The sequence below is a fragment of the Paenibacillus sp. EB106-04-04-XG159 genome, assembly GCF_058791835.1.
On record NZ_JBYTDY010000009.1, the window covers coordinates 222,949 to 235,716 of the forward strand.

The following is a 12,768-nucleotide window of genomic DNA, read 5'->3' on the forward strand; positions in this document are numbered from 1 at the left end:
TAGCAATCGGATTAGGAAACGGAGGTAAGGATATGGGGTTATTTAACAATGCGTTTAATAATAACAAGCGAAAGAGCATATCCAAGTCGAAACAGTCCACGTTGAAACCTCAACTGGTATCTCCAAATATGCAGGATAATATTCAATATTTGAAAGAAGCGCTATTTCATACAGATGATCTGGTTCATCAAGCTGTATCGATCCCAGGGCATACAAGCGAGATTCTCTATATGTATACCATGTGCGAACAGAGTAAGATTAGTGAGGAAATATTGAATCCAATCCTGGAAAGCAAAGACGATGGTTTAGAAGAAATTCTGATCGCGATACGTGCGAACAAGCATGGCGAACTTGAGAAAGTGATTGATCAATTAGTTAAAGGATATGTCGTGCTATTAATTGAAGGTATGGAAGAATGCTTTGTTGTTGAGGTGAAATCGAGCCATGTTCGAAACATCACAGAACCGAGCAATGAGAAAATTGTCGTAGGCTCTCACGAAGGTTTTGTGGAAAGCCTAAGCATTAATCTTCAACTCATACGCAAGCATATCGAGAATCGCAATTTGGTTGTGAGACGATATAAGCTTGGTCATGAAACGAAATCTGAAGCGGTAATTGTCTATATGCAGAATCTAGCCAATCCCAAACTCCTTGAAGAAGTTGATCGAAGAATACAAAATATTGATGCAGATAATATCACATCTGCCGAATTTATCGAAGAATATATTGAAGACACTTCCTTTTCTCCCTTTCCACAGATGCTGCATACGGAGAGACCAGATCGAGTCATCGGCAATTTACTGGAGGGCAGAGTTGCGCTGTTAGCCGAAGGCAGTCCTACTGCGTTAATCATGCCAGTGACCTTTTTTGCCTTTTATCAATCGCCGGACGATTATAATTTTCGTTCACTGCAAGGGTCGTTTATCCGACTAATCCGGCTATTCAGCTTTGCCATCGCCATCGGTCTTCCAGCTTATTATATTGCGGTGGTGTCTTTTCATTACGAAGTGATCCCACAGGATCTGCTGCTGCCCATTAAGAGCAGTGTTGAATTCATTCCGTACCCACCGATCCTTGAAGCATTGTTTATGGAGCTAACGATTGAATTGCTTCGAGAAGCGGGCATTCGCCTCCCCGGACCGGTGGGACAAACGATTGGGATCGTCGGCGGTCTCGTCATCGGAGATGCGGTTGTTAAAGCAGGGTTGGTATCGAATGCCATGATCATTGTTGTTGCCTTAACGGCGATAGCTTCTTTCGTTGTACCTTCTCATGAGATGAGTGCTTCAGTCCGAATGCTCCGCTTTCCTGTCATGTTAGCCGCATCGTTATTCGGCTTTTTTGGAATTGTATTCAGCTTAATGATCATATTGATCCATTTATGTAAATTAGAATCGTTTGGAACTCCTTATTTCGCCCCTGTAGCTCCGTTACGATTAAAGGATTGGAAGGATACAATCATCCGATTACCTCAATGGCAATTGAACCAGCGTTCGAATGATCCAGCACCACAACAACTAGATCAGCAGCAATCTTCAGGTGAGGAGCAGCAGAACGATGGATAATTCCAAGGATAGCATTACACCGGGTCAGCTCGTATTTTTGATCATTCAGACTCAAATTGGTGTAGGACTGTTAGGACTTGCGAACAATGTGCATAGCGCAGCAAAAGGGGATGCGTGGATATCTGTGCTGCTGGCAGGTATGCTGGCTCAATTGTTTATTGTCGTGATGTGGTATTTAAGCAAAAGGTTTCCATCACTAACGCTGTTTGATTATTTGCCTACTCTATTGGGGACATATTTGGGTAAATGCATTCAATTTGTTTATGTAGGTTATTTTATTTTGGTGTCCAGCTTTATCACGCTGCAATTTAGCACGACAATACATGATTGGGTGCTAATCGATACGCCGAGATGGGTCGTCATGGGCATGATGATAGGGGTAAGTCTATATCTGGTTCGGGAGAGCCTGCGTACAATTGCCCGTTTTTTTGTTCTTGTCTTCTTCTGCCATATTGCGGTGATCCTTATTGTATCGTATGCATACACCCGTGTTAATTTTCTATATGTATTGCCTATGGGACAGGCTGGCATGTGGAAGATTACGGAGGGCGTTCACGAAGCAATGAACTCATTTTCGGGGTATGAGATTCTGTTGATCTGCTATCCTTTTGTAGAAGGGGGGAGAACTGGTAAATTAAAGGCAGCTAGCCTTGCAAATACCTTCACCGCATTGTTATATACTTTTGCGGTCTTTACCAGTCTTATCGTATTCAGTCCATCGGAGATCGGTCTGCTTCCTGAACCCTTGCTTTACATGGTTAAGGCGTTAACCTTCAGTGTGTTCGAACGTCCAGACCTCTATTTTCTATCCATATGGATGTTCATTGCAACTACTTCAATGATGGGTTATATGTTTATGGCTTCCAGAGGGCTTGCGAATCTCTTTAAGGCACAGAGCAATCATCGGAAGGCAGTTCCTTATACGGTGGCCCTTGTGTTTGTCATTGTCTTGTTCTGTCAAGATCCGCTCTTGATCGATGCAATCAAAAAAATATTGTCTATCGCAAATTATGTATTTGTATTTGGGATCCCCTTCGCTCTACTCATGATTTCCGTACTATTCAATGTAAAGGAAGCTAGGGGGAGTGTGGGATGAGAACGAGCTTAATCTTCATTCTTGTTTGCTTGGTAGCAACACTGGTATCGGGTTGCTGGGATCAGCAACTGCTGAAGGACGCCAGAATAGCATACATTGTGGGCTTTGATATGGGTTCGGATGGTAAGCTTCAAACGACTTCTTCGGTACTTGACGTAAGCGGCGAGCAAGCGGGGAATCGAAAGTATAGCGAAATCCATTCTGTGATGGGTAATACAAGCAGACATACCCGAGATATTATTGACCGTGAGGTATCCGGAAGATTCACAGCTGCCAAGCTCCGTGTCATTCTCATTGGAGAGGCTTTGGCGAAACAAGGTATTTATCCGTTTCTCGATGTACTCTACCGTGATCCTAGAAGTGCCTTGAATGCTAAGATTGCTATCATAGGGGGGAAAACCAGTGATTACATCAGCAAGAAAATATCGGGTTCAAAACTAATCGGCGAGCATTATAACAGGCTGATCCAAAGTGCAGAGGGTAGAACCATTGTTCCTGTCGTTGACTTGCAGCTTATCCGTCCAAAATTAATGGATCCAGGCGATGATTTTGCAGTCCCGTATATTTCAAGTGATGTGACACATCCATCGATCAACGGAATAGCTTTATTTAACGGTGATAATATGGTAGGTTCATTACAATCAGAGGATGCATTATTGTACCTTCTGATGGCGGATAAATTAAACAAGAGCGCTAGCTTGACGCTTAAAGTTAATGAGGAGGGGAAACAGAACCCTGAACAATATTTAGCGATGGAAATTCAAAAGATAAAACGGAAGATGAAAGTAAATGTCCAAGGGAACCAGGATATTACAGTACCGTTGAATTTGCATTTAAAAGTAACAGCAATTGAATACGCGAAGGATCATTTAGATGATAAGCAGAACGTTCAACAGTTAGATAAGATACTTTCGGAAGAACTGACGAGAAAAGCGCAAGCCATTACGCAGAAAATGCTGCAGGTTAATCATGACGGGTTTGGGATTGGGCGAAGAGTAATGGCGTACTATCCGAATACATGGAGCAAACTGAATTGGGAAGAGGATTACAAGAAGGTTGAGTTTGATCCAAAAGTGACGGTAGAGATCGTGAGTCACGGAATTATGTATTAGTAATAAGCACATCTGAAGCGCTATGAGGAACGATTTCCTTCTATTGGCGCTTCAGATGTGCTTTTTAGTTTACAACGCCTAACTGCCTTTTATGTTCGCATAATAGCTAAGTCTAATTCTTCGTTACATATGTTTTCACAGATGGCGGCTCATATGTGGCAAATTGGTTCAATAGCGCCTTAGGATCACTGTCTACGATGGCCATCGATCGATACTTCTCTTGCAAGAACTGCTCATCCGTCATATGTTGGAATAGGGCTATGAGCGGGTCGTAGTAGTGATTGATGTTTAACAGTCCGCATGGCTTCGCGTGAAGACCTAACTGCGCCCATGTGAAGATCTCGAAGAATTCCTCTAATGTGCCTGGTCCGCCAGGCATAGCGATAAAGCCGTCAGCAAGTTCGGCGATCTTCGATTTGCGTTCATGCATGGAATCCACCACGATCAGTTCGGATAGATTTTTATGGGAGATCTCTCGTTTCTCTAGAAAACTCGGCATGACGCCGATTACATGTCCGCCCTCAGCCAAGACTGCGTCGGCAACGGCACCCATCACACCTACACTAGCTCCGCCATATACGAGTGCGATGCCGCGCTGCGCGAGTTCTTTGCCCAGTGCGATTGCTCCTTCTCTATACACTTCAGATGCTCCATTACTAGATCCGCAGTATACTGCAATATGCTTCAAATTTATGTACCTCCTAAACATTTAATGATATTTATTATATCTTACTATGTAAATTTGATAAATGGATTGAAAGTGATCTATTTGGAGAGTCGATGGGATCGATCAGATGAGTTGTCAAAAAAAGTGTATTGACTTCCCAAGCATACAAGATACAATAAAGTACAAACTTCTTAATGCATAAATTCATGGACGAGAATAAGTAAGTCATGTAATCCGATCTACAGAGAGTTGGCATACTGCTGCAAGCCAATGTTCGGTACATGGGTGAATATCATCTTCGAGAAGCGCTGTCGAACTTACAGTAAGCTGTGCCGGCTTTCCACCGTTATCCGGAATGCGTAGCAGGTACGTGGCAAAGTGCATCTAGCATCAACGGAATTAGTTGCTGATAGATGAAGATGGGTGGTAACGCGGAATATAATCCGTCCCTTTTAGAGGGCCGGATTTTTTTGTTTTTGGATTGACGGTATAGAGCTAAAACATACATCTTGGGGGGACTAACTTGCAATCAATATCCAAAGGTCATACTTTCTTTATTGGACTAATGCTATTTTCGCTGTTTTTCGGGGCAGGCAACTTAATCTTTCCTCCGATATTAGGTCAGCAGTCAGGGGATCAATTCGCGCTTGCTATGTTCGGTTTTATACTGACAGGCGTAGGGCTGCCATTGCTTACGATCATAACCATGGGGCTGACAGGCAAAGACATGCAGCAGTTGGCGGGACAAGTGCATCCGAAGTTCGGTATTGTATTTGCTGTAGCCGTATATATCTTAATCGGACCATCGATGGCTATTCCACGTGTTGCGAACGTAGCATTCGAGATGGGGGCGCAACCCTTTGTTCCGGAATCGCTTCAATCTAGCAGTTGGGTGTTGTTTGTATTCTCGATCGTATTCTTCATTGTCGTGTTCGTGTTGAGCTTGAATCCATCGAAGCTTGTGGTATGGATCGGCAACATCTTAACGCCGCTGTTGCTACTGTCCATTGCAGGACTGTTCATTGCCGCACTGCTGAATCCACTAGGCGATCCACAGCCGGCAGTACAACAGTATGCAACATCACCCGGCTTCAAAGGCTTTATGGAAGGCTATATGACGATGGATACAATAGCAGCGCTCGCATTTGGCCTTATCGTTATCAATGCGGTACAAGCCAGAGGGGTTCAAGATAGACGAGTCTTAGCGAAGGCTGTGATTCAAGCTGCTGTCATTGCAGGTATCGGATTAATGCTAGTATATGCAGCACTCGGCTATATTGGAGTAACGAGCGTGGAGACACTCGGCTACGCGGACAATGGCGGCCAACTGCTCACGCTTGCTGTACAGGAGCTATTCGGACCTTCTGGATTAATTCTGCTGGCCGTAATCGTGACTCTAGCTTGTCTTACGACATGCATCGGACTCGTCTCTGCATGCAGTCAATACTTTTCTACCTTATTGCGACGGGTGAGCTATAACTGGATAGCATTCATTATCTGTGTAGTCGGTCTGCTTATTGCCAACTTAGGTTTGAATCGAATTATATCGATATCAATTCCGATATTACTCGTCATTTATCCGGTAGCGATCGTACTGATTGTGCTATCTTTGTTCCATAAGCTATTAGGCGGTCATTCTTCTATATATGTAGGAGCGCTTATAGGGACGGTACTGATCAGTGTGTTTGACGGCTTGAAGGCGGCGGGAGTTTCTGTAGATGCTGTTACTGCGTGGATGAATGTTCTTCCGCTGTATGAAAAGGGGATTGGTTGGGTTGTTCCTGCGATAGTGGGCGGCTGCCTAGGATTCATAGTCGGTATGTTCACACGGAAAAGAAATTTACATTCGTCCAAGTAACGATGGCTTCTATATCGTGAGTGAGGGCTTTCGAGAGGGGAGGACCGACAATTTGTCGGTCCTTTTTTTTAAGGGAAGGAGAATTGCAGTATTTCTTACTTGGATCGACCATAAGCCTTGGCATAGCGTAAAATACGGCGATAGGCGGAAGGATTGAAGGTTCTATAGACATAAATGGCTGGTCTAGTGTTCACTTCAAGGATCCATGGCCGCATGCTCTTATCGAGCGCGATATCGAGTCCCAGCTCTTTCAGACCTTTATATTTCTTGCTTAATTGCTTCCCCACCGATAATCCCATTTGATTCAGTTCTTGTCGCAGTTGTCGAATGGAAGACTGTTTCATATGAGGACGCATTAAGACATCCAGCGATTCCATCTTGCCGCCATTACTGACATTAGTTACGATCTTCTTGACTGCTGCCTTACGGCCTAAGATGGACATAGCTTCCCAATTATTTCTCAAATTTTTTTGGACTAACACCCGAAGATCGAATTGTCGCCCTTGGTGAGACATCATGTGAATGCCCTGCTGTACTAAATACCTTCGTTTCCCGATCCTTGACTTTATTCTGGTGTGCAGTTGAACCATGGAACTGAATGAGCGCGTAGAGACACCTTCTCTTAGTTCGAAGGAAGCTTGAGAGCGTCTTTTTGCTCGCATGACTCCTTTACCGTGAGTACCAGTGTCAGGTTTCACGTATACCATCTTGTACCGATTCAGCATCTTATCCAAACGATTGGAATTGTAGACAGCAGTCTCGGGAATATAACGCTTCAACGGTGTTTTTTGCAGAATGCACGTCTTTTTCCATTTACTAAATACATGTCTGACAGGCAAAAACGCATCACCCTTTTCTAGAAAGTTGATTATTTCGGATCGTTATTGGCTGTAAGTACTGGGAAATGATTATTGATAGTAGTGTATGACGCTATGGACGTTTAGGAAAAGTACAAACACCTATTTAAAGCGACAACTCTGTCAACAACAAGTAAGGTATGTTGAAAGGGGCTACCCCAAAAGTCATGCCAAGATGACTTAGGAATAGCCCCATACGCGTTACAAGCAATATTATTAATTGCTCTCATCTATCCATTTCATTAGCTCTCTGTAAAAGGTTTCAGGTTCTTCGAACATAGGGTTATGACCGCTATACTCGAAGATTACTTTCTTTACATTTGCATACGTATTATCAACAGAATCCCATAGGGAGACAGGCGCTACCAAATAATCATATCTGCCTAATCCAATAAATACGGGTTTATGAAATCCAGCCAGTGATTGTATAAGATTTAGCTCTCCGAATGCCTCTCCCCATAGGTGATCAATAATCGGCATATTCGTATATACATCTTCCCACATGTATGCCGCATCAAATGTGTAGTCATAAAAGCTGTGCGCTCCCATCCGAATACACATGTGAACGAAGCGCCGTTCAGGATCTTTCGTGATGTCACTTTCTAACAGAGCAATATCCTTCTCAAATTGTTCCTTTCTTGCCGGACTTGCAGTCTCGTTAAAGAATTCAAAGCTGTGTTGCTGCCTTTCCACGCTATTTGTAGGAGCTGAATTCAACAAGACCACTTTTCGAACATGAACAGGATATTTCTTCGCATATTCCAACGCCATAAAAGCATGACCTGAATGCCCGAGTATGATAAAGTCGGATAAGCCTAGACACTGTCTAGCCAGCTCAATATCATCTAATACTTTATCCAAGGTATAATCCTCTGCTTCCAGAGCGCGGGGCGGCTGCACAAATCCTCTATGATCAAGGAAAATAAACTGAAATGTATGATATAAATCATCAGAGAATAATTGAGGGTAGTACACACTACTGCCTATGACTAATATAGGCTTTCCAGTTCCCTTTATACAATAATTCAGTTTAAATCCGTCACTATTTATACATTGATATTCATTCATCGCATAATCCTCATTTCTATTTAATGAGAAGAGCTGCTACCGAAGGATAAGCTCTCCTTGACACCACTTCCTTTCATGATCTGATTCCATTACATTTTCCATGGAACGTTCTAACATTCCGATCACCTCTAACATTTATGACTTGAAGGACATTTTAGCATATATTTTTTCAATACTAAACTAGGCATTCACATATACACCCTAATTTGAACGATAATACAATGTTTAATCCTATTCTTCCCAATCCTCATATCGAGGGAGGTGTATCTTCCTGCGTAAGGACCTGCTCCGCAACTGCCTAGCAATAGTATAGCCAATCAGATAAGCGGCAGCAGATGTATTGCCGTCTACCGTAAACGGAATAATCGAAGCATCGGCAACGATTAGATCTTTGACGCCATGCACTCTTCCAAGTCGATCTACGACTCCACCTTTACGCAGCGGCGCCATGCGAAGAGAGCCTTGTTGGTGATGGTTATGCCCAAAATTGTCTTTAATAAATGCTTCAAGTCGCGCATCATCATTAATGGTTGCAAGATCCGGCGATAGGAGTCGATAAGCTGGATCAATATGAGACAATTCAGTAGCGATTTCTTTAATGTATATTTTATATATATTTTTTATCGCTTCCATATCATCAGGATCCATGAGGAAGCCTTCATCTGCCAGCACGATCTTCAATGGATCATTATTTTGAATTTTTATCGAGCCGCGACTCTTAGGTCGTAAGTATATGATAGCCAGACTTAACAAACCTTCGGAACCAATGCCAATAAGCTGAACAGCACGTCGATGTGGATCTGTTCCCACTGGGTCTGGCAAGAAGGCTCCACCGGTATAGAGAGCGCTCGGATCATTGGCTGGCAATGCACGGTCATTGCGATTGGTTGAGAAGGTGGCTGTATTTAAGGTGTGATTTCTCAACGCTTTCCCTACATTTGGATTATTAAAAATAACGGGGATCTTCGCTTTTCTTAGAGAATCAGCAGGTCCGATTCCTGATAAGAGTAAGAGTTGAGCACTATTAATGCCAGCTGAAATGATGACTTTTTTGCGTGCATACGCACGAAAACAAGTTCCCTCTCTCAGAAGCTCTACACCAATGGCGCGTTTACCCGAGAAAAGTATTCGGGGAACGGTTGTGTTATAGAGTACAGTTAGCTTCCTTCCGTGAACACCTTGACCGCTCGAAGATACGATATCTGGTGAGAGGAAAGCAGTTGAGGAGCTTTCACGATGTCCATTAAGCTTTTGATACAATTGCCAGCGGGTAAAGGGACCTAAAGGGGTTCTTGGATCATTATAGTCAAGTATTTTAGGTAATCCAGTAGCCCGTTCCATGGCAGTAGTCAGTTTATTCGCCATCGAAGTGGGTACTTCGGGTGCCTGTCTAATGCTTATTCTACCTCGATATCCATGTACGTTCGCATTATTCGTCTCTCCACTAAACTTTTCAAGCCGCTTAAACCGACGGATCGCTTTTTCAGGGGACCATAGAGGTCCGAGCAGCCTTTCCCATTGTTTCATAACTTCTGAAGTAGGTCGTACATACTGCTCTCCATTGATGGAGGAACCACCGCCTGACAGTCGACCTGTTGTCCACTCAAACGTTCGATCATCTACTTCTTCCTGTGGAATACCGACTCCTTGCCAAAAATACTGTGGTGAAAAGTTTTCCTCCAGTTCAAAAGCAAATGTAGAATCGCGAATACGTTTGTCTTTATCTTGATTTTCGCCTGCCTCAACTAAAAGCACTGAACTCTTTTTATTGTCTGAAAGTGTCTTTGCAATGACAGCACCTGCTGGACCTGTTCCAATAACAATGTAGTCAAAGGTTAATTTTTTTTCCATTTGTACGCTCCTCGTGTGATATGCCTATATTAGAATATTGCTTACTTATGTCCGATGTTCCATTGCCACACAACGATTTCGTAACCCAATAGACTCTTTCACGTATTAAAATGGGGAGGGGAATTAGGTTTATCATAAATAGAAATTGAGGTAATCCATCGTATGAATGTGGACATAAAAGAGCATGCAGACATTTGGTATCGACATGCTGAGCAGAAGGCGTCTCAGTATTTTGCATCACTTTATGAGCAGGTAATGGATAAGACTTATGTGCCTACTCTGATAGAAGATTTTCAATTATGGAAAAGGAACCATATTCATCATCATTCATGGCTGTCCTTATTTTCACGAGGGAAGAGAAAACCTGATTATCAGGATTATCGTGGATATATCCGATGGTTGAATTATACAGGTAAGTTAGATGACTACTTGGATCGAAGCGTTTCCTATATGTATATGAGAGATTTAGGCAAAGATCTGAATTCTCCTCACACACTGACCAGGATTCAAAATGTAGTTGTCAATATGAAAAAAAAGCTGCTTGATTCCATCACAACAAACGGGGAAAACCAACTAGATAGTATGAGTTTGGCTGGATTTTACCGTTGGGCTCAGAAGGAAGGTGTCGAGAACGCCACGATCTGGGTGATAGATAAGATTAAGGGTGTATCCGCCAATATTCCTAAGGAAATGAATGCGGAGCACGCGATTCGCAAGCTGATCAAGATCATAATCGGGGTTATTCTTCATGTGAAGGATGAAATGTCCGATGACATACTGCCTGATGAACGCGCTCGAAGACTCGATGAAGCGATCAGGTTGGGTTATTCTTACGGTCTGACCTATCCTTTCATTGACGATCTTCTTGATTCCCAAGTCTTTAATGCGCAAGAGAAAGAACAATATTCTCGTATGATACGTGAAGCTCTTCTCACAGGAACTGTGCCGGAAATAGGGGAGTGGACTGATGATAAGTTGGAGATGATTCATTATGTTCACTCGGAACTGCGGGAAGCTTTTGAGTATATTAAGACATATCAGCGGCCGGAAGCTTTAAGTACATTTTTCGAGCAGTCCTATGTGTTCTTTCAATCTCAGGATATGGACCGTGTGAAAGATCTTGCGAATGCGAAATACACCAATGAAGAGCTTTATCTACCGGTCATCTTAAAATCATCTTCTTCTCGATTGATCGTACGTTCCGTCATTAGTGCTCCAGAGGATGAAGGCTTTGATCATCGAACCTTCTATTATGGCATCTATAATCAGCTGGCTGATGACTTTGCGGATATGTTTGATGATATGAGGGACGGGGCGGTAACACCTTATACGTATTATTTAAAATATCGCGACCAGCGTCCGGATCTGATCAATCCCTATGAACTTTATTGGGCGGTCATCTCCAATCTGATTCATACCGTGTATCATTCCGATGCCAAGACGCGAGAGGTGATACTGGATCGTGCGATTAACGGACTCAAGCGCTGCAAGGCACGCGTCGGTATTGAGAAATATAACGAGATCATGGATATATTCGCATCCGGTAATCCAGAATTCAATCACATCATTCAACAGATGGTTCGGAAAGCCGATGATGTGGATTTCTTCGATAAACTGCTTCGGGATCAGGTGATAACCGCACTCCGAAACAACCAAAGTGAAAAGGAACAATTTCACGAAACGATTAGATCAGTCCGCTGTCAGATCAATGAGCATTTGCAGATTCCTGATCTAAAAGGGATCCCACCGATGAAGGAGTCGCTTATCGATGCTGCTAATTACAGTCTCGAAGGAGACGGCAAGCGATTACGACCTATATTAGCTTGGTTCATGGGTGTACAGCATTATGGTCTCCAAGCTTCGACAGTCGTGCCGCTCCTGAAATCATTGGAATATATGCATACCGCATCCTTGATCTTCGATGATCTGCCAACACAGGATAATGCGTCTACCCGCAGAGGGCGTCAAACACTGCATCAGGTTCATAATAGTGCGACTGCGGAATTAACGGGTCTATATCTGATCCAGAAAGCGACTGAAGAACAGTCATCCCTTCATGAGTTCGATCCTAAAAGTGTGCTAGCCATGATACAATATTCGTCCCAAAAGGCTGGAGAAATGTGTATGGGACAGGAAATGGATTTGCATTCCAAAGGCAAAGCGTTGACACTGGAGCAGTTGAATCGGATATGCTTCTACAAAACTGGAATTGCATTCGAGGCTGCTCTGGTTATGCCCGCCATACTTGCTCAAGCTAAAGAAACGGAAATTGCGACTTTGAAGAAATATGCCTATCATGCGGGCATAGCCTTTCAGATAAAGGATGATTTGCTTGATGTGGAAGGAGACCGGCATATACTTGGTAAGCCTACCGGCCAGGATGTTGAAAACAACAATTCGAACTTTGTGACGATCCTCGGTCTGGAAGGTGCTCGACAAGAGATGTGGGAGCACTACTGCCTCGCTATAGAAGCGTTGGAAGAGATGCCCCGCAATACTGCTTTTCTGAAGCATTTACTGGACTATATCATTAACCGAGACTGTTAAATGTTAAAAGGGAACCGAATTCGTAATGCATCTACATGAAGAAGTGCTGGCATAATTGCCAGCACTTTTTTTAGTGCGCCCAGCATGGGCGCTATCTATAGGGTTCAAGTCCCGAACAGCGAAGGCAGTAGTAGCTGTAGCTTAAGA

At 43.2% G+C, this 12,768-nt stretch carries 9 protein-coding genes and 1 other annotated feature; of the genes, 5 read left to right on the forward strand and 4 right to left on the reverse strand.

Translation table 11 applies throughout. From position 1 onward, the window contains the following. The first annotated feature begins 32 nt into the window (after positions 1 to 32). Genes AC3WTP_RS13415 through AC3WTP_RS13425 form a run of 3 tightly spaced genes read left to right on the forward strand, consistent with a single transcriptional unit; the run spans position 33 to position 3,773 of the window. A complete protein-coding gene (locus AC3WTP_RS13415; RefSeq protein ID WP_492395121.1) occupies positions 33 to 1,565 on the forward strand; it encodes a spore germination protein in 1,533 nt (510 codons plus the stop codon). Next, a complete protein-coding gene (locus AC3WTP_RS13420) occupies positions 1,558 to 2,661 on the forward strand; it encodes a GerAB/ArcD/ProY family transporter (protein ID WP_492395122.1) in 1,104 nt (367 codons plus the stop codon). Before AC3WTP_RS13415 ends, AC3WTP_RS13420 begins: the two co-directional genes overlap by 8 nt. Further along, positions 2,658 to 3,773 carry a Ger(x)C family spore germination protein gene (locus tag AC3WTP_RS13425; protein WP_492395123.1) on the forward strand — a complete coding sequence of 372 codons (1,116 nt, stop codon included), beginning with the start codon at positions 2,658 to 2,660 and terminating at the stop codon, positions 3,771 to 3,773. Before AC3WTP_RS13420 ends, AC3WTP_RS13425 begins: the two co-directional genes overlap by 4 nt. 112 nt (positions 3,774 to 3,885) lie before the next feature. Here the strand turns inward: AC3WTP_RS13425 and AC3WTP_RS13430 are convergent, their stop codons facing one another. Beyond that, positions 3,886 to 4,461: an LOG family protein gene (locus AC3WTP_RS13430; RefSeq protein WP_492395124.1), complete on the reverse strand. Its 576-nt coding sequence runs from the start codon at positions 4,459 to 4,461 to the stop codon at positions 3,886 to 3,888. Between the two features lie 177 nt (positions 4,462 to 4,638). Next, positions 4,639 to 4,894 (forward strand) — a binding site (T-box leader). Between the two features lie 69 nt (positions 4,895 to 4,963). Between AC3WTP_RS13430 and brnQ the strand changes: the two genes are divergently transcribed. Further along, complete coding sequence (gene brnQ, locus AC3WTP_RS13435; RefSeq protein ID WP_492395125.1) at positions 4,964 to 6,298, forward strand: branched-chain amino acid transport system II carrier protein; 1,335 nt, start codon at positions 4,964 to 4,966, stop codon at positions 6,296 to 6,298. Positions 6,299 to 6,393: 95 nt separating this feature from the next. Here brnQ and AC3WTP_RS13440 read toward each other — a convergent pair whose 3' ends face one another. The 3 genes from AC3WTP_RS13440 to AC3WTP_RS13450 form a co-directional block, all read right to left on the reverse strand. Beyond that, a complete protein-coding gene (locus AC3WTP_RS13440; RefSeq protein ID WP_492395126.1) occupies positions 6,394 to 7,137 on the reverse strand; it encodes a YheC/YheD family protein in 744 nt (247 codons plus the stop codon). Positions 7,138 to 7,371: 234 nt separating this feature from the next. Then, the gene (locus AC3WTP_RS13445) at positions 7,372 to 8,223 is read right to left on the reverse strand and encodes an alpha/beta fold hydrolase (protein WP_492395127.1); all 852 of its coding nucleotides are present in this window, start codon (positions 8,221 to 8,223) and stop codon (positions 7,372 to 7,374) included. 231 nt (positions 8,224 to 8,454) lie between these two features. After that, a complete protein-coding gene (locus tag AC3WTP_RS13450; protein WP_492395128.1) occupies positions 8,455 to 10,074 on the reverse strand; it encodes a GMC family oxidoreductase in 1,620 nt (539 codons plus the stop codon). Positions 10,075 to 10,236: 162 nt separating this feature from the next. Here AC3WTP_RS13450 and AC3WTP_RS13455 point away from each other — a divergent pair, with 162 nt between their 5' ends. Next, positions 10,237 to 12,621, forward strand: coding sequence for a polyprenyl synthetase family protein (locus tag AC3WTP_RS13455; protein WP_492395129.1), 2,385 nt, complete (start codon positions 10,237 to 10,239; stop codon positions 12,619 to 12,621). Positions 12,622 to 12,768 lie beyond the last annotated feature (147 nt).

Bases quoted from the DNA above. Each gene is read 5' to 3' on its own strand.
- AC3WTP_RS13455 (WP_492395129.1), top strand. From the start codon at position 10,237: ATGAATGTGGACATAAAAGAGCATGCAGACATTTGGTATCGACATGCT.
- AC3WTP_RS13420 (WP_492395122.1), top strand. From the start codon at position 1,558: ATGGATAATTCCAAGGATAGCATTACACCGGGTCAGCTCGTATTTTTG.
- AC3WTP_RS13415 (WP_492395121.1), top strand. From the start codon at position 33: ATGGGGTTATTTAACAATGCGTTTAATAATAACAAGCGAAAGAGCATA.
- AC3WTP_RS13425 (WP_492395123.1), top strand. From the start codon at position 2,658: ATGAGAACGAGCTTAATCTTCATTCTTGTTTGCTTGGTAGCAACACTG.
- AC3WTP_RS13450 (WP_492395128.1), bottom strand. From the start codon at position 10,074: ATGGAAAAAAAATTAACCTTTGACTACATTGTTATTGGAACAGGTCCA.
- AC3WTP_RS13445 (WP_492395127.1), bottom strand. From the start codon at position 8,223: ATGAATGAATATCAATGTATAAATAGTGACGGATTTAAACTGAATTAT.